The following is a 23,061-nucleotide window of genomic DNA, read 5'->3' as shown; positions in this document are numbered from 1 at the left end:
CCGGCTTCGCCGCGCGCGGATGTTCTCGGCCCCGTCCCGGGCCGCCTGCCCTGCTGGGGACAGCCATCCTGAACGCGGGACGCGATCATCGGGGACGCCTTCACCGGCGTCCCTTCGTCGTCTTCTCCGCCGTGTTCCCCCCTGCTCACACTCCGTTTGTCCGATGCTGCCCACGGCCCGCCCTCCCGAAACCGGGGCACCGGACGGATACAGTCGGGCGCTGTGCACCTCAAGAGTCTGACGCTGCGCGGCTTCAAGTCCTTCGCCTCGGCCACCACCCTGCGCTTCGAGCCGGGCATCACCTGCGTGGTCGGCCCCAACGGCTCCGGCAAGTCGAACGTGGTCGACGGGCTCTCCTGGGTGATGGGCGAGCAGGGGGCCAAGACGCTGCGCGGCGGCAAGATGGAGGACGTCATCTTCGCCGGGACCAGCGGGCGCGCCCCGCTGGGCCGGGCCGAGGTCAGCCTCACCATCGACAACAGCGACGGCGCCCTGCCGATCGACTACGCCGAGGTGACCATCACCCGGACCATGTTCCGCAACGGCGGCAGCGAGTACGCGCTGAACGGCGACAGCTGCCGGCTGCTCGACATCCAGGAACTCCTCTCCGACTCCGGCATCGGCCGCGAGATGCACGTGATCGTCGGTCAGGGCCGGCTCGACTCGGTGCTGCACGCCGACCCGATGGGCCGCCGAGCCTTCATCGAGGAGGCCGCCGGGGTGCTCAAGCACCGCAAGCGCAAGGAGAAGGCGCTGCGCAAGCTGGACGCGATGGCCGCCAACCTCAACCGGGTGCAGGACCTGGTGGCCGAGCTGCGCCGCCAGCTCGGCCCGCTCGGCCGGCAGGCCAGGATCGCCCGCCGGGCCGCCGGGATCCAGGCCGAACTGCGCGACGCCCGGCTGCGGCTGCTCGCCGACGACCTGCTGGCGCTGCGCCACGCGGTGCAGGCCGAGGTGGCCGACGAACTGGCGCTGCGACTGCGCCGCACCACCGTGGAGCAGGAACTGCAGCGGGCCAGGCAGCGCGAGGCGGTGCTGGAGGCCCAGGTCGAGCAGCTCGGGCCGCGGTTGGAGGCCACCCGGCAGGCCTGGTACCGGCTCTCGGCGCTGCTGGAGCGGACCAGGGGCACGATCGGCCTGGCCGAGGCCCGGATCCGCCGCGCGGGCAGCGAGGGCCAGGGCGAGGAGCGGCGCGGCCGGGACCCGCAGGAGCTGGCCGCCGAGGCCGAACGGGTGCGGGCCGAGGAGGCGGCGCTGGCCGAGGCGTTGGAGGAGGCCCGGTACGCGCTGGCCGAGGCGGTGGAGACCAGGGCCGCCGCCGAACGCGCGCTGACCGAGGAGGAGCAGCGGCTCAAGGCCGCCGCCCGGGCCGTGGCCGACCGGCGCGAGGGGCTGGCCCGGCTGCAGGGGCAGGCCGCCGCCGCGGCCTCCCGGGCGGCCGGCGCGCAGGCCGAGATCGAGCGGCTGGCCACCGCGGGAGAGGAGGCCGCGCTGCGCGCCGAGGCCGCCCAGGCCGAGCTGGAGCTGCTCCAGGAGCAGGTCGCGGGCCTGGAGTCGGGGGACGAGGAGCTGGAGGCGGCGCACGAGCGGGCGCGCGAGGCGCTGGCCGGCGCCGAGCGGGAGCTCAGCGCGGTCCGGGAGGCGGCGGGTGCCGCCGAGCGCGAGCGCGCCGCGCTGACGGCCCGGCACGAGGCGCTCTCGCTGGGCCTGCGCCGCAAGGACGGCACCGGCGCGCTGCTGGCGTCGGCCGAGCTGCTGGGCGGGCTGCTCGGGCCGGCCGCCGAGCTGCTCACCGTCACCCCCGGTCACGAGGTGGCGCTGGCCGCCGCGCTGGGTGCGGCGGCGGACGCCGTCGCGGTGGCCGACCTGGACACCGCGACGGCCGCGCTGCGGCTGCTGCGCGAGCAGGACGCGGGCCGGGCGGCGCTGCTGGTCGCGGGCGCGCACGGGTCGGCGTCGCTGCCGTCCGGGGCGCCTGAACTGCCGGCGCTGCCTGAGCTGCCTGAACTGCCGGCGCTGCCTGAGCTGCCGCCGGGCGGCGCGCGCTGGGCGGCCGAGCTGGTGGACGGCCCCGCCGAGCTGCTGGTGGCCGTCCGGGCGCTGCTGGCCGGCACCGCCGTCGTCGCCGACCTGGCCGCCGCCCGGCAGCTGCTCGCCGCCCGCCCCGGACTGAGGGCCGTCACCGCCGAGGGCGACCTGCTCGGCGCCCGGCTGGCCCAGGGCGGCTCGGCCGGCCCGCCGAGCCAGCTGGAGACCCAGGCCGCCGTGGACGCGGCGGCCCGGGCGATCGAGGAGCTGACCGGGCGCTGCGCCGAGCTGGCCGAGCGCCTGGCCCTGGCCAAGGAGCACCGCCGCGCCGGGGCCGAGGAGTTGGAACGGCTGGCCGCCGAGCGCCGCCGGGGCGAGAAGCGGCGCGCCGAGGTGGCCGGCACGCTCGGCCGCTTGGGTGGCCAGGCCAGGGGGGCGGCCGGCGAGGCCGAGCGCACCGCCGCCGCCGTGCGGCGCGCCGAGGAGGGCCTCGCCGCCGCGGCCGCCGCCGCCGGGGAACTGGCCGCCCGGCTGGCCGCCGCCGAGGAGCTGGCCGAGGAGGAGCCGGCCGAGCCCGACGCCGCCGAGCGCGACCGGCTGGCCGAGGCCGGGACCGCCGCCCGCCAGGCCGAACTGGAGGCCCGGCTCTCGGTGCGCACCCACGAGGAGCGGGTCCGCTCGCTCGCCGGGCGGGCCGACGGCCTGGACCGCGCCGCCCGCGCCGAGCAGGAGGCCAGGGAGCGGGCGGCCGAGCGCCGTCGCCGGGCGGCCGACGACGCCCGGGTGGCCGGTGCGGTCGCGGCCGGCGCCCGGCAGTTGCTCGGCTGCCTGGAGGTCTCGCTCGCCCGGGCCGATGCCGGGCGCGCGGCGGTCGAGCAGGCCAGGACCGAGCGGGAGAGCGCGCTGCGCGAGGTGCGCGAGCGGGGCCGCGAGCTGAAGGACGAGCTGGACAAGCTGGTCGACGCCGGGCACCGGGACGAGGTGCTGCGGGCCGAGAAGCGGCTGCGGATCGAGCAGTTGGAGTCCCGCGCGCTGGAGGAGTTCGGCATCGCGGGGGAGGAGCTGCTGGCCGGCTACGGGCCTGATCGGCCGGTGCCGCCGCCCACCCCGGAGGAGGGGCAGGAGCCGGGGGAGAGCCGCCCGTACGTCCGGGCCGAGCAGGAGAAGCGGCTGCACGCGGCCGAGAAGGCCTACCAGCAGCTGGGGCGGGTGAACCCACTGGCGCTGGAGGAGTTCGCCGCGCTGGAGGAGCGCCACCAGTTCCTCGGTGAGCAACTGGACGACCTGAAGCGGAGCCGGCGCGACCTGATGGAGATCATCCGGGACGTGGACCAGCGGGTCGAGCAGCTCTTCACCGCCGCCTTCCACGACACGGCGGCCCAGTTCGAGGGCGTCTTCTCCCGGCTCTTCCCCGGCGGCGAGGGCCGACTGGTGCTGACCGACCCGGAGAACATGCTCACCACCGGGGTCGAGGTGGAGGCCCGCCCACCCGGCAAGAAGGTCAAGCGGCTCTCGCTGCTCTCCGGCGGCGAGCGCTCGCTGACCGCGGTGGCCATGCTGGTCGCCATCTTCAAGGCCCGCCCCAGCCCGTTCTACGTGATGGACGAGGTGGAGGCGGCGCTGGACGAGACCAACCTGCGCCGGTTGATCGCGATCATGGAGGAGCTGCGGGACAGCTCCCAGCTGATCGTGATCACCCATCAGAAGCTGACCATGGAGTGCGCCGACGCGCTCTACGGCGTGACGATGAAGGGGGACGGCATCTCCCAGGTGATCAGCCAGCGGCTGCGGGAGGAGCACCGGGAGCGCCGCGCGCCTAAACCGCGGGAAGCACGGGAAGCAACGGTCTGAGCACGGTTACCACCGCTGGGGCCCCGCGTCACGGATACTGGCCTGGTTATGGAATACGTGATCCTTGCCGTAGTCATCGCCGTGGTCGCCATCGGAGCGGTCGCCGGCCTCGTCGTCAGCGGCAGACGACGTAAGGAACTGCCCCCGGTCCAGCGGCCGACCACCATCGAGCCGAAGACCCCGAGCGAGCCGCAGGTCGGCGACGAGGCCGCGCCGCCGCGCGCGGCGCCGGTGCAGACCGTCCAGGAGGTCGACCTCCCCGAGCAGGTCGAGCAGGCCCCGGCGGCGCCCGAGGCCGGCGAGGTCGCGCCCGAGCAGGCCGCCGAGGCGCCCGCCGTCGAGGTGCCCGAGCCGACCGCCGGCCGGCTGATCCGGCTGCGCTCGCGGCTCTCGCGCTCGCAGAACTCGCTCGGCAAGGGCCTGCTGGCGCTGCTCTCCCGGGACCGGCTGGACGAGGACACCTGGGAGGAGATCGAGGAGACCCTGCTCACCGCCGACGTCGGCGTGACCCCGACGCAGGAGCTGGTCGAGCGGCTGCGCACCCGGGTGAAGGTGCTCGGCACCCGTACCCCGGCGGAGCTGCGCGGGCTGCTGCACGAGGAGTTGGTCGCGCTGATCGGCACCGAGGCCGACCGCTCGCTGAAGACCGCCAAGCACGAGGACGGCCGCCCGGCCGTGGTCCTGGTGGTCGGCGTCAACGGCGTCGGCAAGACCACCACCTCCGGCAAGCTCGGCCGGGTGCTGGTGGCCGACGGCCGCACGGTGGTGCTCGGCGCGGCCGACACCTTCCGGGCCGCGGCCGCCGACCAGCTGCAGACCTGGGGCGAGCGGGTCGGCGCGCGCACCGTGCGCGGGCCCGAGGGCGGCGACCCGGCCTCGGTCGCGTTCGACGCGGTCAAGGAGGCCATCGCCGAGGGCGCCGACACCGTGCTGATCGACACCGCGGGCCGGCTGCACACCAAGACCGGTCTGATGGACGAGCTGGGCAAGGTCAAGCGGGTGGTGGAGAAGCACGGCCCGGTCGACGAGGTGCTGCTGGTGCTGGACGCCACCACCGGTCAGAACGGCCTGGTGCAGGCGCGGGTCTTCGCCGAGGTGGTGGACATCACCGGCATCGTGCTGACCAAGCTGGACGGCACCGCCAAGGGCGGCATCGTGGTCGCGGTCCAGCGCGAGCTGGGCGTGCCGGTGAAGCTGATCGGCCTGGGCGAGGGCGCCGACGACCTGGCCCCGTTCGAGCCGGGCGCGTTCGTCGACGCGCTGATCGGCGACTGACGGGCCGTCACCCGACCGGTTCCACTGCGGGGCGTCCTTCCGATCACGGGAGGGCGCCCCCACTCGTTCTCACGAGGATCCGTTCCTAGGGGGCCTAGGGGGCCTAGGAGGCCTAGGAGGCCAGCCAGGCCGGCTCGGCCGCCACCGCCCGCTCCCGCCCGCGGTGGCAGGCGTAGGCGATGGTGCCCAGCAGCAGCCGGGCCTCGGGCGGGCGGCTCGCGCTCTCCCGGCAGGGGTGGCGCAGCCAGCGCATCGGGCCCAGGCCCGGCAGCACGGTGGGCGGCGCGGCCAGGTAGGCGCCCTCGCCGTGGCAGCCGAGATCGAGTGCGGCGTCGTCCCAGCCCATCCGGTAGAGCAGGTCGGGCAGCTTCTCGGCGGTGCCGCGGGCCACGAAGAAGAGCAGCCGGCCGGCCGGCGAGGCGAGCACCGGGCCGACCTGGGTGCCCATCCGCTCCAGCCGGACCAGGGCGCGCAGCCCGGCCGCCTCGGGTACGTCGAGCACGTCGAAGCCGCGCCCGGTCGGCAGCAGCACGCTGGCCTGCGGATCGCCGTCCCACAGGGCGCGCGCCTCGTGCGGGGCGGCGCCCGGGGGCAGTTCGCGCGCGGCGGTGCCGTGCGGCGGGTGCAGACCGGGCGCGGCGCAGCGCGGGCGGCCGCAGGAGCACAGGTCGCCGGGGCGCAGCCCGGTGGTCGGCCCGGTCCGGGCCGGCGCGCTGCCGAGGGCGACCGTCCAGCCCCAGCGCCCGGCGTACTCGGCCGCGGCCTGGTACGCGGTGGCGCGGGTGCGGCGGCGCGAGCCGAACCTCAGATCGCCGAACAGGTTGTCCATGCCTCCCCCAACAGAATTCGGTTGCCGGCGGTTACGGGATTGTGACGCACCGTCAAATTCTCGCCCCCGGCGTGTGTTCTTGCTTGGCGGCGCGCGGTGGGCAGCACGCGCCGTCCTGTGCTTTCACCGGCTGGGACGCGGCCGGGCGGGGCCGGCTACCAGTGAAGCGCCGGTGGCGGGCACCGGGCTCCACCGCGGGGGGTGGCGAATGGTGGCGTTTCCCGGCGAAGCATCCCCCGGACGGGTCATGGCAGGTTACGTTCAGCACACGGACCGGGGCAGTGGGTGCGTGGGCGGGACGACGAGCAGGCCCCTTCAGCGGGGCCGCGCGGGACAGGGGTGGACCCTCAATGGCAGAGAAGCAGCCCAACGAGAAACTGACGGCGTGGTTCGCCCGCAGCGGCTGGTCGAAGGGCGAGTTCGCCAGGCAGGTCAACCGGCAGGCCAGAACCCTGGGCGCGCACCACGTCAGCACCGACACCTCACGAGTGCGCCGCTGGCTGGACGGGGAGCAGCCGCGCGAGCCGATCCCCAAGATCATGGCCGACCTCTTCTCCGAGCGCTTCGGCTCGGTGGTCTCGGTCGAGGACCTGGGCCTGCGGGCCGTCGTCCCGGTCTCCACGGTGGCCGGCGGCGGGGTCGACCTGCCCTGGAGCGGGCCGCAGACGGTGCAGCTGATCAGCGAGTACTCGCGCAGCGACCTGATGCTCAACCGGCGCGGCTTCCTCGGTACCTCGCTGGCCCTGACGGCCGGCGCCGCGCTGATCGAGCCGATGCAGCGCTGGCTCACCCCCGGGCCCGGCGGCTCGCCCACCCCGATCCTGGCCGCGGCCAACGGCGGTGAGCCCTACACCGGCCGGCTCTCCGAGCCCGAGCTGCAGCTGCTGGAGCAGACCACCGTGATGTTCCGGCAGTGGGACGCGCAGAACGGCGGCGGCCTGCGCCGCAAGGCGGTGGTCGGCCAGTTGCACGAGGTCACCGACCTGCTGCAGGAGACCTACCCGCCCCAGGTGACCCAGCGGCTCTTCCGGCTCACCGCCGAACTCGCCCACCTGGCCGGGTGGATGTCCTACGACGTGGGCATGCACCCGAGCGCGCAGAAGTACTACGTGCTGGCGCTGCACGCGGCCAAGGAGGCAGGCGACCGCCCGTTCGGCGCGCTGATCCTGACCGACATGAGCCGCCAGATGATCCACCTGAACCGCGGCGAGGACGCGCTGGAGCTGATCCACCTGGCCCAGTACGGCAGCCGGGACACCGCCTCCCCCCGCCAGCAGGCGCTGCTCTACGCGATGGAGGCCCGCGCGTACTCCAACATCGGCGAGGTCAACCGCTGCGCCCGCGCGGTCCGGCTGGCCGAGGACACCTTCACCGACGCCGGGCCGGTCGAGTCGGACCCGAGTTGGCTGCGGTTCTTCTCCAAGGCCGAGCTCTACGCGGAGAACGCGCACTCCTTCCGTGACCTCGCCTACCACTCCTCGCGCAGCCCGCGGTACGCCTCGATGGCCGAGCCGGTGATGGCCACCGCGGTGGACCTCTTCCGCGCCGACAAGGAGAACCACACCCGCTCCTACGCCTTCAACCTGGTCGGCATGGCCAGCGTGCACCTGCTGCGCGGCGAGCCGGAGCAGGCCGCGACGGTGGCCGAGGAGGCGGTGGAGATCGCCGGCAAGGTGCGCTCCGAGCGGCTCAACACCCGGCTGCGCAAGACCTCGGTGGCGGCCAACCGGGACTACCGCTCGGTTCCGGCCGTCAACCGGCTGGCCGAGCTGGTGGTGGACCAGATCCCGGAGTACGAGGCGGTCTAGGGCGGGGCGGCTCAGCCGGTCGGTCCTGGCCCGGTCGACCTTGGCCCGCCCGGTCTCGGCCCGTCTGGTCTTGGCCCGCCCGGTCTCGGCCCGTTCGGTCTTAGCCCGTTCGGTGGACCCGGGGTGATCGGATGGGCACCCCGGGTGGTGTGCGGCGGTACGGTACCTCACGGCCTGTCATGGCACGGCCGTAGTTCACGTACCCGTAACCGGTGCGTCGACCGCGTCACGACGGCGAAACACCGAGCCGCACCGGCCGAAACCCGTCTTCGGCACTCTCCTCTTCAACGCCGACACCCCGGGTGGCACGGGACAGGGATCCCGAGGGTGGCGCGGCAGACACCTGGAGGAGACGCCGATGCCGGACGGCTTCAGCGCGGGCGATACCGCTTTCGTTCTGATCAGTGCGGCCCTGGTCATGTTGATGACCCCGGGCCTGGCCTTCTTCTACGGCGGCATGGTCAGGGTGAAGAGCACCCTCAACATGCTGGTCATGAGCTTCATCTCGCTGGCGATCGTCAGCGTGCTCTGGGTGCTCTACGGCTACACCCTCAGCTTCGGCAAGGACGCCGGTGCCGGCCTGATCGGCAACCTCGATCACTTCGGCATGCGCGGCATCGGGATGAACGACCTGAGCGGCTCGATCCCGGTCACCGCCTTCGCCGCCTTCCAGCTGATGTTCGCGGTGATCACCCCGGCGCTGATCAGCGGCGCGATCGCGGACCGGGCGAAGTTCGCCGCCTGGTCGCTCTTCGTGGCGCTCTGGGTGACCATCGTCTACTTCCCGGTCGCGCACTGGGTCTTCTTCTTCGACGGCGGCCACGGCGGCTGGCTGGGCGACCGCCTCGGTGTGATCGACTTCGCCGGCGGCACCGCCGTGCACATCAACGCCGGGGTCGCGGGCCTGGCGCTCTGCCTGGTGCTCGGCAAGCGGGTGGGCTTCAAGAAGGACCCGATGCGCCCGCACAGCCTGCCGCTGGTGATGCTCGGCTCCGGGTTGCTCTGGTTCGGCTGGTTCGGCTTCAACGCCGGCTCGGCGCTGGCCGCCAACGGCCTGGCCGGGATGGCCTTCATGAACACCCAGGTGGCCACCGCCGCCGCGATGCTCGGCTGGCTGGCCTTCGAGAAGCTCAGGCACGGGGCCTTCACCTCGCTGGGCGCCGCCTCCGGCGCGGTGGCCGGCCTGGTCGCCATCACCCCGGCCTGCGGTTCGGTCTCGATGCTCGGCGCACTCGCGATCGGCCTGATCGCCGGTGCCGTCTGCGCCGCCGCGATCAGCCTCAAGTACAAGCTCGGCTTCGACGACTCGCTGGACGTGGTGGGTGTGCACGCGGTCGGCGGGGCGATCGGCTCGGTGCTGATCGGCCTCTTCGCCACCGGGCACGTGGGCCAGAGCGCGAAGGGCCTCTTCTACGGCGGCGGGTTCGAGCAGCTCGGCAAGCAGGCGCTCGGCGTGGTCGTGGTCGCCGGCTACTCCTTCGTGCTCTCCTGGCTGCTCGGCCAGGGGATCCAGAAGACGATCGGGTTCCGGGTCACCGAGGAGGTCGAGGTGGCCGGCATCGACCAGGTCGAGCACGCCGAGACCGCCTACGACCACAGCGCGGTGGGCGCGAGCCTGGCCCGCGCGCTGAGCACCCCCACCACCCCGCCGGCCGAGCAGGCCGTCATCGAGAAGGCCGCCGCGCAGGCTGCCGAGAAGACCGAGGTCGACGCCTGATGAAGCTGATCACCGCCGTCGTCAAGCCGCACCAGCTGGAGCAGGTCAAGGAGGCGCTGCAGGCCCACGGCGTCCAGGGCCTGACCGTCACCGAGGCCAGCGGCTACGGCCGCCAGCGCGGTCACACCGAGGTCTACCGGGGTGCCGAGTACACCGTCGACCTGGTGCCGAAGATCCGGATAGAGGTGCTGGTCGAGGACGCCGACGCCGAGGCCGTGATCGAGCTCCTGGTCAAGGCCGCCCGCACCGGGCGGATCGGGGACGGCAAGGTCTGGAGTGTCCCGGTGGACACCGTGGTCCGGGTGCGGACCGGCGAGCGCGGGCCCGACGCGCTCTGATCCACCCCACGCAAGCGGATCCGCGACCAGCCGTCGCGGGTCCGCTGACCGCTTTCGCCGGAGTCGCCGTGATGCTTGACCACCAGTCGGCCCGGGCCGAACTCTTCGCCCGCCCCGACCTCGCCGGACGCGAACGCCGCCGCGCGCTCGCCGAACTGACGGACCGTTGGCTGACCGGACTGCTCGTCGCGGCGGGCGGCGACCGGCCCGGCGTCGCGCTGGTCGCCGTGGGCGGTTACGGCCGCGGCGAGCTCTCCCCGCGCAGCGACCTGGACGTGTTGCTGCTGCATGACGGCGCCCCGGTCGGCGAGCTCGCCGACCGGCTCTGGTACCCGGTCTGGGACAGCGGGGTGAGCCTGGACCACGCGGTCCGCAAGCCCGGCGAGGCGCGCGCGGTGGCCGCCACCGACCTCAAGGCGCAGCTGGGCCTGCTGGACGCCCGGCACCTGGCCGGCGACGCCGAGCTGACCGCGGGCCTGCGCTCGGCGGTGCTGTCCGACTGGCGGGCCAGGGCCGCCGAGCGGCTGCCGGAGCTGCGCGAGCTGGGGCGCGAACGGGCCGAGCGCCACGGCGAACTGGCCTTCCTGCTGGAGCCCGACCTCAAGGAGGCCAGGGGCGGCCTGCGCGACCTGGTCGCGCTCGACGCGGTCGCGGCCTCCTGGCTGGCCGACGCCCCGCGCGAGGGCCTGGACGCCGCCCGCTGCCGCCTCGGCGACGTGCGCGACGCGCTGCACCTGGCCACCGGGCGGGCCACCGAGCGGCTCGCCCTGCAGGAGCAGGACCAGGTGGCCGCCGCGCTCGGCGTGCTGGACGCGGACACCCTGCTGCGCCAGGTCTACCAGGCCGCCCGCACCGTCTCGTACGCCAGTGACGTGACCTGGCGCGCCGTCGACCGGCTGCTGGCGGCCCAGCGGTCCAGAGGCCGCCGCCCGTTCCGCTTCGGCCTGGGCGGCGCCGGCCGCGCGGCGCCGCCCGCCGCTCGCGGTCAGGCCGTGCGCCGGCCGCTGGCCGAGGGCGTGGTGGAGCAGGACGGCGAGGCGATCCTCGCCCAGGGCGCCCGCCCGGCCGCCGACCCGGTGCTGCCGCTGCGCGCGGCGGCGGCCGCCGCCCAGGCGGGCCTGGTGGTCGCCCATGCCACGGTGCGCCGACTGGCCGCCGAGACCGGGCCGCTGCCGGTGCCCTGGCCCACCGAGGCGCGCGAGCAGCTGATCACCCTGCTGGGCGCGGGCGAGGCCTGCCTGCCGGTCTGGGAGGCGCTGGAGGCCGAGGGACTGGTCACCCGGCTGCTGCCGGACTGGGAGCGGGTGCGCTGCCGGCCGCAGCGCAACGCCGTGCACACCTGGACGGTGGACCGGCACCTGGTGCAGACCGCGGTGCGGGCCGCCGCGCTGACCCGCCGGGTGGCCCGCCCCGACCTGCTGCTGGTCGCCGCCCTGCTGCACGACCTGGGCAAGGGCTGGCCGGGGGACCACTCGCAGGCCGGCGAGGTGATCGTGCGCGACGTGGCCGCCCGGATGGGCTTCGACCAGGACGACACGGAGACGCTGGCCCTGCTGGTGCGCCACCACCTGACGCTGGTCGACACCGCGACCCGCCGCGACCCGGACGACCCGGCCACCGTCGAGGTGATCGCCAAGGCGGTGGGCACCGCCCAGCACCTGGAGCTGCTGCACGCGCTGACCGAGGCGGACGCGCTCGCCACCGGGCCGGCCGCCTGGAGCGCCTGGCGGGCCGCCCTGGTGGCCGGGCTGGTGGAGCGCGCGGCGGTGGTGCTGGCGGGGGAGGGGCCCGCGCCGCGGCCGGTGGCGGCTTCGGCGGCCTCGGCGGCGGACGAGCGGCTCGCGGTGGAGGCGGCCAGGACCATGGAGCCGGCGCTGGCGATGCGGGCGGAGGCGGGGCACGAGGCGTTGGCGCCCGACACCCTCGCGCACGAGCCGATGGGCGTCGAGCTGGCGCTGGCCATCCCCGACCGCCCCGGGTTGCTCGGCACCGTCGCCGGGGTGTTGGCGCTCAACCGGCTCACCGTCCGCTCGCTCACCCTGCGCGAACTGGACCCGATCGGGGCCGGACCGGTGCTGCTGCTCTCCTGGCGGGTGGCCGCGGAGTTCGGCGAGCTGCCGGAGGCGGCCCGGCTGCGCGCCGATCTGCGCCGGGCGCTGGACGGCTCGCTGGACCCCGGGCGGCGGCTGGCCGAACGGGACGCGGCGGTGCCGCGCCGGCCCGGCATCAGCACCCCGCCGCCGGTGGTGACGGTGCTGCCGGGCGGCGCCTCGGCCAGCGCCACCGTGCTGGAGGTGCGCGCGCACGACGTCCCCGGCCTGCTGCACCGGATCGGCCGCGCCCTGGACGAGGCGGGTGTGCGGGTACGCACCGCCCACGTCAGCACGCTGGGCGCGGACGTGGTGGACGCCTTCTACCTGACCGACGCGGGCGGCGCGCCGCTCGCCCGGGAGGAGGCCCTGGCGGTCGCGGAGCGGCTTCGCCGGGCACTGCGCTGACCGGGTGGGGCCCGACCCCGGGGTCTGCGGATACCCTGGTGGGCGACGACCGTACTCATACCGATGCCGCAAGGGACCCGCGACCGACGTGTTCGACACTCTTTCCGACCGCCTCGCAGCGACGTTCAAGAACCTCCGGGGCAAGGGCCGCCTCAGTGAGGCGGACATCGATGCCACCGCCCGGGAGATCCGGATCGCCCTGCTGGAGGCGGATGTCGCGCTGCCGGTGGTGCGGGCCTTCATCAAGCAGGTCAAGGAGCGCGCGCTGGGCTCCGAGGTCTCCGGCGCGCTGAACCCGGCGCAGCAGATCGTCAAGATCGTCAACGAGGAGCTCATCAACATCCTCGGTGGCGAGACCCGTCGCCTGCGGTACGCCAAGACCGGCCCGACCGTGATCATGCTGGCCGGTCTGCAGGGTGCCGGCAAGACCACGCTGGCCGGGAAGCTCGGATTCTGGCTGAAGCAGCAGAAGCACACCCCGCTGCTGGTCGCCTGCGACCTGCAGCGCCCCAACGCGGTGACCCAGCTCAACGTGGTGGCCGACCGGGCCGGCGTGGCCTTCTTCGGCCCCGAGCCGGGCAACGGCGTCGGCGACCCGGTCAAGGTCGCCCGCGACGCGATCGAGTACGCCAAGCAGAAGCAGCACGACGTCGTCATCGTCGACACCGCCGGCCGCCTGGGCATCGACGCCGAGCTGATGCGGCAGGCCGCCGACATCCGCGCCGCGGTCGACCCCGACGAGGTGCTCTTCGTCGTCGACGCGATGATCGGCCAGGACGCGGTGACCACCGCTCAGGCCTTCCTCGAGGGCGTCGACTTCACCGGTGTGGTGCTCTCCAAGCTGGACGGCGACGCCCGCGGCGGCGCGGCCCTCTCGGTGGCGCACGTCACCGGCCGGCAGATCATGTTCGCCTCCAACGGCGAGAAGGTCGACGAGTTCGACGCCTTCCACCCCGACCGGATGGCCTCGCGCATCCTCGGCATGGGCGACATGCTCTCGCTGATCGAGAAGGCCGAGCAGACCTTCTCGCAGGCCGAGGCCGAGAAGATGGCCGCCAAGCTGCAGGGCGGCGGCAAGGACTTCACGCTCGACGACTTCCTGTCGCAGCTGGAGCAGGTCCAGAAGATGGGCTCGATCTCCAAGCTGCTCGGCATGCTCCCGGGCATGGGCCAGATCCGCGAGCAGATCAACAACATCGACGACAAGGACGTCAACCGCGTCGGCGCGATCATCAAGTCGATGACCCCGGCCGAGCGGACCGACCCGAAGCTCATCAACGGCTCGCGCCGGCTGCGCATCGCCAAGGGTTCGGGCGTCGGCGTCGGTGAGGTCAGCAACCTGGTCGAGCGCTTCTTCGACGCCCGCAAGATGATGACCGCGATGGCCTCCGGCAAGGGCATCCCGGGCATGCCGGGGATCCCCGGCATGGGCGGTGGCGGCAAGAAGTCGGCCAAGAAGGCGCCGGCCGCCAAGGGCAAGCGCAAGAGCGGCAACCCGCTCAAGCGGGCCCAGGAGGAGGCCGCGGCTGCCGAGCGCCGCGCGCTGGGCCCGGCCGCCGGCCAGCAGGAGCCGACCCAGGGCGGTGCCTTCGGGATCGGCGCGGGCAAGGGGCCGAGCGACTTCGAGCTGCCCAAGGAGTTCAAGGACCTGCTGTAGTCCGGTGCGCCCTGCCGGTGCCCCGGAACCGCCTGTCGGCCCGTCACCCCGCTGGGGGGTGGCGGGCCGACGCCGTTGGCCCGATGCCCGATGATGTCCGGATGAGCCGTGTGACGATTCGCGCCCCCAGGCCCTCCGACGCCGTGCTGTACGCCGCGTCGGTGCGCCGCTCCGCCGAGCACATCGGGCGCTGGAATCCGGTGGAGCCGGACGGGCTGCCGGACCTGCTGCAGCGTCAGGGTCCCGGGCTGCGCAGCTATCTGATCGTGGACACGGCCGAGAGCGGCCTGGTCGGCAAGTGCAACGTTTCCAACATCGTGATGGGCCGGTACTGCAACGCCGCGCTCGGCTACGACAGCTACCTGCCCTACGCCGGCACCGGGCGGATGAGCGAGGGCATGCGGCAGGTGCTGGACTCCTGCTTCGCGGACCAGACCGCCGGGGGCCTGGGTCTGCACCGGCTGGAGATCAACGTGCAGCCGGAGAACGAGCGCTCGATCGCGCTGGCCCGCCGGCTCGGCTTCCGGCACGAGGGGTTCACGCCGCGGATGCTCTTCCTGGCCGGGGCCTGGCGCGACCACGAGCGCTTCGCCCTGACGGCGGAGGAGTGGCAGCCGCTGGGAGCGCGCGGCTGACGCCTGTCCGGCCACGCGGCCGACGCCCGCCCGACTGGTTCGCCCGACCATGTCCGCCGGCCCGGTCCGCCCGGCCCGGCGGCGTTGCTGATGGTTCGTCAGGTTTTCGGCCCGTATGGTCCGGAAGGTGACCGAACCCGTGCCGCCGCGCCAGAGTCCCGAGCAGCCCTGGCGCTCGGAGGGCGCCCCGCCCCCGCCGCCGCCCGTGCCGCCGCGCCGCAAGATGCCCGGCGGCTGGGTCGGGCTCATCCTCACCGCGCTCGCGGTCTTCCTGATCAGTGACCTGCTGCTGAGCTTCTTCGGCAACGGCGGCGGCACCACCATCTCGTACACCGAGTTCAACAACGAGCTGACCAAGGGCAACGTCGCCAAGATCTACGCCAAGGGCGACGCGATCGAGGGCACCCTCAAGGCCGCCGCCGCCAAGCCGGACGGCGGCAAGGGCGACTACACGGAGTTCACCACCCAGCGGCCCTCGTTCGCCAACGACAACCTCTACAGCACGCTGCTCACCCAGGGCGTGGAGGTGACCGCCGAACCGGTGGTGCAGCAGCGCAGCTTCCTGGCCAACCTGTTGATCTCGCTGGCCCCGATGCTGCTGCTGGTGGTGATCTGGGTGCTGCTGGCCCGCCGGCTGGCCGGCGGCCCGGGCGGCGGACCGCTGGGCCGCAAGGCGCCGCCCAAACCGGTGGTGCCCGAGGAGGGCAAGCGCACCACCTTCGCCGACGTGGCCGGCATCGACGAGGTCAAGGCCGAACTCACCGAGGTGGTGGACTTCCTGAAGAACCCGGGCGCCTACCGCAGGCTGGGTGCCCGGATGCCCGGCGGCGTGCTGCTGGCCGGGCCGCCCGGCACTGGCAAGACCCTGCTCGCCCGGGCGGTGGCCGGCGAGGCGGGGGTGCCGTTCTTCTCCGCCTCCGCCTCCGAGTTCATCGAGATGATCGTCGGCGTTGGCGCCAGCCGGGTGCGCGAACTCTTCGCCGAGGCCCGCAAGGTGGCCCCCGCGATCATCTTCATCGACGAGATCGACACCATCGGGCGCAAGCGCGGCGGCGGGAACACCATGGGCGGCCACGACGAGCGCGAGCAGACGCTCAACCAGATCCTCACCGAGATGGACGGCTTCTCCGGCTCCGAGGGCGTGGTGGTGCTGGCCGCGACCAACCGGGCCGACGTGCTCGACCCGGCGCTGCTGCGCCCCGGCCGGTTCGACCGGGTGGTCAACGTCAGCCCGCCCGACCGCGACGGGCGCACCGCGATCCTCGCCATCCACGCCCGCGACGTGCCGCTGGCCCAGGGCACCAGCCTGGCCGAGATCGCCAAGACGACCCCCGGGATGACCGGTGCCGAGCTCGCCAACCTGGTCAACGAGGCGGCCCTGCTCGCGGTCCGCCGCAAGCAGGACGCGGTCGGCCAGCGCGACCTCTCGGACGCCCTGGAGAAGGTCCAACTGGGCGCCGTGCGGCCGCTGGTGATGCCGGAGGCCGACCGCCGCAGGACGGCCTACCACGAGAGCGGCCACGCCCTGCTCGGCATGCTGCAGCCGGGCGCCGACCCGGTCCGCAAGGTCACCATCGTGCCGCGCGGCCGGGCGCTGGGCGTCACCATGTCCACCCCCGAGGCCGACAGGTACTCCTACACCGAGGAGTACCTGCGCGGGCGGATCATCGGCGCGCTCGGCGGGATGGCCGCCGAGCAGGTGGTCTACGGGGTGGTCACCACCGGCGCCGAGAGCGACCTGGAGCAGGTCACCAACATCGCCCGCGGCATGGCCGGGCGCTGGGGCATGAGCGAGCGGGTCGGGCGGCTCACCGCGATCCCGGACGACAGCCAGGGCGCCTACGGCCTCTCCGCCGCCCCGGCCACCCTGGACCTGGTGGACCACGAGGCCCGGCGGATCGTGGCCGAGTGCTACGAGGAGGCGCTGGGGCTGCTGGAGGAGCACCGCGGCCGGCTGAACGCGCTGGCCGCGGCCCTGCTGGAGCACGAGACGCTGGACGAGGAGGCCGCCTACCGGGCCGCCGGGATTGCCAGGAGTTCCGAGTGAGACCGCGTCAGCTGGGCCGCGGACCGCGTCAGGTCCGGCGGCCCAGCACGTACTGGAAGACGTTGGCCATCCGCACCGTGTCGTCCGCGCGGGTGAAGGGGTGCAGCGCCTCGGCCACCTCCTTGGCCACCGGCGCCGCGCCCGCGTAGGCGAGGGCCGCGTCGAACCACCCGGTGGCGAGCAGCCCGCGCACCGCGCTGTCCAGGTCGGGGTAGCCGAACGGGCAGGCCACCTGGCCGCTGCCGACCACCCGCAGCCCGGCCCCGGCGGCCAGCCCGGCCAGCTCGCCCGCCCCGCTGAGCCGGAACGGGTCCAGGAGCCGGCCCGGCCCGCCGCGCCGCCGCGCCACCTCCAGCACCGCGGCGCTCTGGCAGGCCTGCTCGGGCGCGAGGCCGGCCAGCACCACCAGCCCGCCGGGCAGCACCAGCCGGGCCGCCTCCCGGGCCACTCGCCGCGGCTCCTCGGCCAGCCGCAGCGGCTCGAAGACGGTCACCGCGCCGTGCGCCGACCGGGTGGCACCCGGCCCCGGGGCGACCGGCAGCCGGCGCGCCCTGGCCAGCTCGCGCAGCTCCGGATCCGGCTCCAGACCCGCCACCTGGGCCCCGCGTCCGGCGGCCAGCAGCAGCGCGAGCCCGGAGCGGCAGCCCAGGTCCAGCAGGCTCAGGGCCGGGCCGACGGCCAGCCGCTGGTGCACCGCCTCGTAGAGCGGGACCAGGGTGCGCTCCTGGATCTCGGCCCAGTCGCGGGCCCGCGCGGCGGGGGTCGGCTGGATCGGTGCCGCGATGGCCGTGCCGTGCGCTGAAGCCATACTGGTGGCCTCCCAATCAGGTCCGGTCGGACGTGCCTGCGAAATGCTCCCCCCGCTGTTCGCCCCGACTCAAGCGAACAGCGGCGCGGGCGCGCCGTCCAGAGGAGCGCGCCGGGGCGTGCGAGCCTGCCGGGCGTGCGCCCCCCGGCGGTCCGCGGACCGGTCCCTGCCCGGCCGAGTCCCGGCCGAGTCCCGGCCCTGGCCCGGCTCCTGCGGCGATTCACACTCGGTCCGCCGGGCACCGTACGATTCGCCCCATGGCAAAGGCTCCCGTTCTCACCCCCCAGGCGGATGACTTCCCGCGCTGGTACCAGGATCTGATCAACAAGGCCGAGCTGGCCGACAACGGTCCGGTGCGCGGCACCATGGTCATCCGACCGTACGGCTACGGCCTGTGGGAGCGGATGCAGCAGGAGATGGACGCGCGGATCAAGAAGGCGGGCGCGCAGAACGCCTACTTCCCGATGTTCATCCCGCAGTCCTACCTGACCAAGGAGGCCGAGCACGTCGAGGGCTTCGCCCCCGAGCTCGCGGTGGTCACCCACGGCGGCGGCAAGCAGTTGGAGGAGCCGGTCGTGGTCCGGCCGACCTCCGAGACGATCATCAACGAGTACTTCTCCAAGTGGGTGCAGAGCCACCGCGACCTGCCGCTGCTGATCAACCAGTGGGCCAACGTGGTCCGCTGGGAGCTGCGTCCGCGGGTCTTCCTGCGCACCACCGAGTTCCTCTGGCAGGAGGGCCACACCGCCCACGCCACCTACGAGGACGCCCGCGCGTACGCCTCGATGATCCACACGGACGTCTACGGCGACTTCATGACCAACGTGCTCGGCATCGACGTGGTGCTCGGTCGCAAGACCGCCAAGGAGCGCTTCGCCGGCGCGATCAACACCCTCACCCTTGAGGGCATGATGGGCGACGGCAAGGCGCTGCAGATGGGCACCAGCCACGAGCTGGGCCAGAACTTCGCCAAGGCCTTCAACACCACCTACCAGCTGCAGGGCGCCGAGCGCGAGTACGTCTGGCAGACCTCCTGGGGCGTCTCGACCCGCATGGTCGGTGGCCTGATCATGTCGCACGGCGACGACAACGGTCTGCGGGTGCCGCCGCGGCTGGCCGCCGTGCAGGCCGTGGTCCTCGCGATCAAGGGTGACGACGCGGTGGTCGCCAAGGTCCGGGAGATCGGCGCCGCCCTGGAGGCGGCGGGGATCCGCACCGTGGTGGACGACCGCACCGACACCCCGTTCGGCCGCCGCGCGGTGGACTGGGAGCTGAAGGGCGTCCCGCTGCGGATCGAGGTCGGTCCGCGCGACCTGGAGGCGGGCACCGCCATGCTGGCCCGGCGGATCCCGGGCGGCAAGGAGCCGGTGGCGATCGAGGGCCTGGCCGCGCTGCTGCCGGGCGTCCTGGAGGAGGACCAGGCGCAGCTGCTGCGCGAGTCCCGCGAGCGCCGCGAGGCCCGCACGGTGGACGTCAAGAACATCGACGAGGCCATCGAGGCCGCCGCCACCGGCTGGGGCCGGATCTCCTGGGCCGAGCTCGGTCCGCAGGGTGAGGCGAAGCTCGCCGAGCAGGGTGTTTCGGTGCGCTGCATCGTCGCCGCGGACGGCTCCGTGCCGGCCGCCGACGACCAGGAAGGCAATGTCGCGATCGTCGCTCGGGCGTACTGAATGACTTATGCCGTCGCTCATTGCGTAACCAGTGGGTGACGGCGTCTCGGCTACTGGTCGGTCAACTCCCAGTGCGAGCGAACTAGCGGTACGGTGTACGGCCCGTGGCCCTGTCAAAATCACGTCAGGGCCCGGGTCGGAACAACTCGGCGCGGCCCTCTGCCGTGCCCGGGAATCGGGCGACCCGGCGAGGAACGACGGGTGCAGACACCGAGGGGGTTGGTCTTGCGTCAGATTTCGAACGCTCAACACGGGCATTGTCACGCGCAGCTGAGAGTTCTCCGAGAATTCCTGGTGAGTGCTCAAGAATGGAACGTCGGAACCGACTCCCTCGTTGGCATAGCGTGAGCACGACACAGCCTCTCGTCCTCGCGGCCGAACTGGCCGCCGCCTGGAGCGACATCCAGGCCTACCATCGCGACCTGCCCGATCTCGCCTCGCCCGAGGCGCTGATCGGTGAGTCGTCCTCGGCCTGCGGCACCGAGCTCGGTTTCGAGCGACTGCTGCACGAGGCCGCCCACGGTCTGGCCGCCGCCCGCGACATCCGGGACACGTCCCGGGCCGGGCGCTACCACAACCGCCGCTTCCTGTTGCTCGCCTCCGAGCTGGGCCTGGCCCACCCGGTGGAGCCGCACGCCAGCAGCGGCTTCTCGCAGGTGACCATGCTCACCGAGACCCAGGAGCGGTACACCGCGACCATCGAGCGGCTGGAGCTCGCCCTCGGCGCCCACCAGCAAGCGGTGGCCGGGACCCCTGACGGCGGAGTGCTACGCGCGTTCCGTGGGCCGGCGGCCCGGCACGGGTCCTCGGGCGGCGGCGTGCGGGTCAAGGCCGTCTGCGGCTGCGGCCGCAACGTCCGGGTGGTGCCGTCGGTGCTGGCCCAGGCCTCGATCGTCTGCGGCGCCTGCCAGCAGCCGTTCAAGATCGCGTGAATCCGCGCGTCCCCTGACCGGGTCGGACCCGGTCAGGGGAGCCGTGCCCGATGTGGCACAATCGATAGCTGATACCCGGCAGCCAACAGGAACCCTCTCGCCTACGGCTGGCGTGTCATTCGATCGGCCGGCCCCGCAACCCCACGCGGAGCGCGGTCGCTCACCCACGTCAACTCCAGGAGAATCCACTCCCGTGGCAGTCAAGATCAAGCTCAAGCGTCTCGGCAAGATCCGTTCCCCGCACTACCGCATCGTCGTCGCCGACTCGCGCACCAAGCGCGACGGTCGTGCGATCGAGGAGATCGGCATCTACCAGCCGACCTACAACCCCTCGAAGATCGAGGTCGACACCGACCGCGCCCAGTACTGGCTGTCCGTCGGCGCCCAGCCGACCGAGCCGGTGCTCGCCATCCTCAAGCTGACCGGTGACTGGCAGAAGTTCAAGGGCCTGCCGGCTCCCGCGCCGCTGCTCGTCGCCGAGCCCAAGGTCGAGGACTTCTCGCACCTGTTCGCGAAGGCCGTCGCCGGCTTCGAGGACGCCACCACCGGTGTCGCCATCACCCCGAAGGCCAAGAAGTCGGACAAGGTCGAGGCTGACGCCGAGACCACCGAGGCCTGAGCGTGATCGAGGACGCCCTCGACCACTTGGTGAAGGGCATTGTCGAGCACCCCGAGGATGTCCAGGTGCGCTCGCGCAACCTGCGCCGGGGTAACACCATCGAGGTGCGGGTGCACCCCGATGACCTTGGCAAGGTGATCGGCCGTGGCGGCCGCACCGCCCGTGCGCTGCGCACCGTGGTGGGCGCGCTCGGCGGTCGCAACGTCCGGGTCGACCTGGTCGACGTGGACAACATCCGCTGACGATCACCGTCGTCTTCTGATCCGGCCGGGACGCGTCACGCGTCCCGGCCGGATCCGCTTTTTCCCCGTTTTCCGCGGAAGCCCGTCCTGCCCCGGGAAACACACCCCAGGCTTTACGCCTCGTACCAGTGCTAGCGCTCAGGAGTGCACCGTGCAGCTCGTCGTCGGCCGGATCGGCCGTGCCCACGGCATCAAGGGGGACGTCTTCGTCGAGGTCCGCACCGACGAGCCGGAGCTGCGGCTCGGGCCCGGCGCGGTGCTGCTCACCGATCCGAGCGCCACCGGGCCGTTGACCGTGGAGTCCGGCAAGGTGCACAGCGGCCGGCTGCTGATCCGCTTCGCGGGCGTCAAGGACCGCACCGCCGCCGAGGCGCTGCGCAACACGATGCTCATCGCCGAGGTGGACCCGGAGGAGCGGCCCGAGGACGAGGACGAGTACTACGACCACCAGCTGATCGGCCTGGACGTGGTGCTGCTCGACGGCACCCCGGTCGGCGAGCTGACCGAGGTGGTCCACCTGCCCTACCAGGACCTGCTGACGGTCACCAGGCCGGACGGCACCGAGGTGCTGGTCCCCTTCGTCGAGCGGATCGTGCCGACCATCGACCTGGAGAACCAGCGCTGCGTCATCGACCCGCCCCGCGGGCTGATCGACGAGGCCGAGGCGGAGCTCGACGGCGGACCGGAGACCGAGCGATGACCGCCGATGAGCAGCACGGGATGCGGATCGACGTCGTCACGATCTTCCCCGAGTACCTGGAGCCGCTGAACGTCTCGCTGGTGGGCAAGGCCCGCGCCCGCGGCCAGCTCGACGTGCAGCTTCACGACCTGCGCTCCTGGACCCACGACATCCACCGCACGGTCGACGACACCCCCTACGGCGGCGGTCCCGGCATGGTGATGAAGCCCGAGCCGTGGGGCGAGGCACTGGACGCGGTGCTCGCGGCGGGCCCGGCGGGGGAGGTGCCCACGCTGGTGGTGCCCACCCCGAGCGGCGTGCCGTTCACCCAGGAGCTGGCCCAGGAGCTGGCCGGGCGCCCCTGGCTGGCCTTCGCGCCGGCCCGGTACGAGGGCATCGACCGCCGGGTGATCGAGGAGGCGGCCACCAGGATGCCGGTGGTCGAGGTCTCGATCGGCGACTACGTGCTGGCCGGCGGCGAGGTCGCGGTGCTGGTGATGGTCGAGGCGATCGCCCGCCTGCTGCCCGGGGTGCTCGGCAACGCCGAATCGCACCGCGACGACTCCTTCGCCCCCGGTGCGATGGCCGACCTGCTCGAAGGCCCGGTCTACACCAAGCCCGCCGAGTGGCGCGGTCGCGAGGTGCCCGAGGTGCTGCTCAGCGGCAACCACGGCAAGATCGCCCGCTGGCGGCGCGAGCAGGCCTTCACCCGCACCCTGGCGAACCGGCCCGACCTGGTCGGGCGCTGGCGCCCCGCGGCCTTCGACAAGAAGGAGCGGGAGGTGCTGAGCGTGCTCGGTCTCGGCTGGAACGAGGAGCAGGGCCGATTTCTCCGCACCCCGGGGGCTGTGGAAGAATAGGCGGCTGTTGTCTGTCGCCTGGACCCGGTCACGGGATCCGGTGGCCCGGCGCCCCCGCCACGGGGGGACCGCCGAAAGCCGAAGCGACCCGCAACGCACCCCATTGTGACGAATTTCCGTGGGCGGCCCGTGGCGCCCGCGATGGAGAGCATCATGAGCAACAAGCTCGCTGCTGTCGACGCGCCTTCGCTGCGCACCGACATCCCGGCCTTCCGCGCCGGTGACACCCTGAAGGTCCACGTCCGGGTCATCGAGGGCAACCGCTCCCGTGTCCAGGTCTTCCAGGGCGTCGTGATCCGCCGCCACGGCGCGGGCATCGGTGAGACCTTCACCGTCCGCAAGGTGAGCTTCAACGTCGGCGTGGAGCGCACCTTCCCGGTGCACACCCCGATCGTCGAGAAGATCGAGGTCCTCACCCGCGGTGACGTCCGTCGCGCCAAGCTGTACTACCTCCGTGACCTGCGCGGCAAGGCCGCGAAGATCAAGGAGAAGCGCGACCGCTGAGTCGCTGCCCCCGGCTCGCCCCGGGGGTGCGGCGCGCTCAGGGTTGGCCGCTAAGCTCAGCCCG

Annotated in this window: 18 protein-coding genes; 16 read left to right on the top strand and 2 right to left on the bottom strand. The window is 73.4% G+C overall.

The window, feature by feature from the left end; genetic code table 11:
- Nucleotides 1-222 precede the first annotated feature (222 nt).
- Nucleotides 223-3,879 carry a chromosome segregation protein SMC gene (smc, locus tag OG455_RS13775; RefSeq protein ID WP_266293501.1) on the top strand — a complete coding sequence of 1,219 codons (3,657 nt, stop codon included), beginning with the start codon at nt 223-225 and terminating at the stop codon, nt 3,877-3,879.
- A gap of 48 nt (nt 3,880-3,927) precedes the next feature.
- Nucleotides 3,928-5,154 (top strand): signal recognition particle-docking protein FtsY, encoded by a 1,227-nt coding sequence (ftsY, locus tag OG455_RS13770; protein ID WP_266293499.1) that lies wholly within the window; start codon nt 3,928-3,930, stop codon nt 5,152-5,154.
- A gap of 112 nt (nt 5,155-5,266) precedes the next feature.
- On the opposite strand, the gene OG455_RS13765 is transcribed toward ftsY, so the two are convergent.
- The gene (locus tag OG455_RS13765) at nt 5,267-5,983 is read right to left on the bottom strand and encodes a bifunctional DNA primase/polymerase (RefSeq protein WP_266293497.1); all 717 of its coding nucleotides are present in this window, start codon (nt 5,981-5,983) and stop codon (nt 5,267-5,269) included.
- Between the two features lie 350 nt (nt 5,984-6,333).
- Here OG455_RS13765 and OG455_RS13760 point away from each other — a divergent pair, with 350 nt between their 5' ends.
- From OG455_RS13760 to ftsH, 7 genes are all read left to right on the top strand, one after another.
- Nucleotides 6,334-7,791: a hypothetical protein gene (locus OG455_RS13760; protein WP_266293495.1), complete on the top strand. Its 1,458-nt coding sequence runs from the start codon at nt 6,334-6,336 to the stop codon at nt 7,789-7,791.
- A 358-nt stretch (nt 7,792-8,149) separates the two neighbouring features.
- On the top strand, nt 8,150-9,508 hold the full coding sequence (locus OG455_RS13755) for an ammonium transporter (RefSeq protein ID WP_266293494.1): 1,359 nt from the start codon (nt 8,150-8,152) through the stop codon (nt 9,506-9,508).
- Nucleotides 9,508-9,846, top strand: coding sequence for a P-II family nitrogen regulator (locus OG455_RS13750; protein WP_266293492.1), 339 nt, complete (start codon nt 9,508-9,510; stop codon nt 9,844-9,846). The genes OG455_RS13755 and OG455_RS13750 overlap by 1 nt, the downstream gene beginning before the upstream one ends.
- A gap of 71 nt (nt 9,847-9,917) precedes the next feature.
- Nucleotides 9,918-12,344, top strand: coding sequence for a [protein-PII] uridylyltransferase (locus OG455_RS13745; protein WP_266293490.1), 2,427 nt, complete (start codon nt 9,918-9,920; stop codon nt 12,342-12,344).
- Nucleotides 12,345-12,432: 88 nt separating this feature from the next.
- Complete coding sequence (gene ffh, locus OG455_RS13740; protein ID WP_266293489.1) at nt 12,433-14,001, top strand: signal recognition particle protein; 1,569 nt, start codon at nt 12,433-12,435, stop codon at nt 13,999-14,001.
- 101 nt (nt 14,002-14,102) lie between these two features.
- Nucleotides 14,103-14,636, top strand: coding sequence for a GNAT family N-acetyltransferase (locus tag OG455_RS13735; RefSeq protein ID WP_266293487.1), 534 nt, complete (start codon nt 14,103-14,105; stop codon nt 14,634-14,636).
- Between the two features lie 115 nt (nt 14,637-14,751).
- Entirely contained in the window at nt 14,752-16,683 is a 1,932-nt protein-coding gene (ftsH, locus tag OG455_RS13730) for an ATP-dependent zinc metalloprotease FtsH (RefSeq protein WP_266293485.1), read from the top strand.
- Nucleotides 16,684-16,711: 28 nt separating this feature from the next.
- Here ftsH and OG455_RS13725 read toward each other — a convergent pair whose 3' ends face one another.
- Complete coding sequence (locus OG455_RS13725; protein WP_266293483.1) at nt 16,712-17,491, bottom strand: class I SAM-dependent methyltransferase; 780 nt, start codon at nt 17,489-17,491, stop codon at nt 16,712-16,714.
- 257 nt (nt 17,492-17,748) lie between these two features.
- Between OG455_RS13725 and proS the strand changes: the two genes are divergently transcribed.
- The 7 genes from proS to rplS all read left to right on the top strand — a co-directional run bounded on the left by proS (nt 17,749) and on the right by rplS (nt 22,997).
- Complete coding sequence (proS, locus tag OG455_RS13720; protein ID WP_266293481.1) at nt 17,749-19,161, top strand: proline--tRNA ligase; 1,413 nt, start codon at nt 17,749-17,751, stop codon at nt 19,159-19,161.
- Nucleotides 19,162-19,505: 344 nt separating this feature from the next.
- A complete protein-coding gene (locus tag OG455_RS13715; protein WP_266293479.1) occupies nt 19,506-20,093 on the top strand; it encodes a hypothetical protein in 588 nt (195 codons plus the stop codon).
- Between the two features lie 193 nt (nt 20,094-20,286).
- Complete coding sequence (gene rpsP / locus OG455_RS13710) at nt 20,287-20,712, top strand: 30S ribosomal protein S16 (protein WP_266293477.1); 426 nt, start codon at nt 20,287-20,289, stop codon at nt 20,710-20,712.
- A 2-nt stretch (nt 20,713-20,714) separates the two neighbouring features.
- Nucleotides 20,715-20,954, top strand: a complete 240-nt coding sequence (locus tag OG455_RS13705; protein WP_266293475.1) for an RNA-binding protein — start codon at nt 20,715-20,717, stop codon at nt 20,952-20,954.
- A gap of 151 nt (nt 20,955-21,105) precedes the next feature.
- Nucleotides 21,106-21,654: a ribosome maturation factor RimM gene (gene rimM, locus OG455_RS13700; protein WP_266293473.1), complete on the top strand. Its 549-nt coding sequence runs from the start codon at nt 21,106-21,108 to the stop codon at nt 21,652-21,654.
- Between the two features lie 20 nt (nt 21,655-21,674).
- Nucleotides 21,675-22,493, top strand: a complete 819-nt coding sequence (gene trmD, locus OG455_RS13695) for a tRNA (guanosine(37)-N1)-methyltransferase TrmD (protein WP_266300769.1) — start codon at nt 21,675-21,677, stop codon at nt 22,491-22,493.
- 153 nt (nt 22,494-22,646) lie between these two features.
- Complete coding sequence (gene rplS / locus OG455_RS13690; protein ID WP_266293471.1) at nt 22,647-22,997, top strand: 50S ribosomal protein L19; 351 nt, start codon at nt 22,647-22,649, stop codon at nt 22,995-22,997.
- The last annotated feature ends 64 nt before the right edge of the window (nt 22,998-23,061 follow it).

The organism is Kitasatospora sp. NBC_01287 (genome assembly GCF_026340565.1).
In the GTDB taxonomy this organism is placed as follows: Bacteria; Actinomycetota; Actinomycetes; order Streptomycetales; family Streptomycetaceae; genus Kitasatospora.
Note: the sequence above shows the minus strand (reverse complement) of the source record. Positions and strands in the feature narration are given on the sequence as shown.

What these genes read in the sequence shown, in the direction of transcription:
- OG455_RS13750 (WP_266293492.1), top strand. Translation starts at nt 9,508, where the DNA reads ATGAAGCTGATCACCGCCGTCGTCAAGCCGCACCAGCTGGAGCAGGTC.
- OG455_RS13725 (WP_266293483.1), bottom strand. Translation starts at nt 17,491, where the DNA reads ATGGCTTCAGCGCACGGCACGGCCATCGCGGCACCGATCCAGCCGACC.
- ftsH (WP_266293485.1), top strand. Translation starts at nt 14,752, where the DNA reads ATGGTCCGGAAGGTGACCGAACCCGTGCCGCCGCGCCAGAGTCCCGAG.
- proS (WP_266293481.1), top strand. Translation starts at nt 17,749, where the DNA reads ATGGCAAAGGCTCCCGTTCTCACCCCCCAGGCGGATGACTTCCCGCGC.
- OG455_RS13745 (WP_266293490.1), top strand. Translation starts at nt 9,918, where the DNA reads ATGCTTGACCACCAGTCGGCCCGGGCCGAACTCTTCGCCCGCCCCGAC.
- OG455_RS13765 (WP_266293497.1), bottom strand. Translation starts at nt 5,983, where the DNA reads ATGGACAACCTGTTCGGCGATCTGAGGTTCGGCTCGCGCCGCCGCACC.
- trmD (WP_266300769.1), top strand. Translation starts at nt 21,675, where the DNA reads ATGCGGATCGACGTCGTCACGATCTTCCCCGAGTACCTGGAGCCGCTG.
- rplS (WP_266293471.1), top strand. Translation starts at nt 22,647, where the DNA reads ATGAGCAACAAGCTCGCTGCTGTCGACGCGCCTTCGCTGCGCACCGAC.
- OG455_RS13760 (WP_266293495.1), top strand. Translation starts at nt 6,334, where the DNA reads ATGGCAGAGAAGCAGCCCAACGAGAAACTGACGGCGTGGTTCGCCCGC.
- ftsY (WP_266293499.1), top strand. Translation starts at nt 3,928, where the DNA reads ATGGAATACGTGATCCTTGCCGTAGTCATCGCCGTGGTCGCCATCGGA.
- OG455_RS13735 (WP_266293487.1), top strand. Translation starts at nt 14,103, where the DNA reads ATGAGCCGTGTGACGATTCGCGCCCCCAGGCCCTCCGACGCCGTGCTG.
- OG455_RS13755 (WP_266293494.1), top strand. Translation starts at nt 8,150, where the DNA reads ATGCCGGACGGCTTCAGCGCGGGCGATACCGCTTTCGTTCTGATCAGT.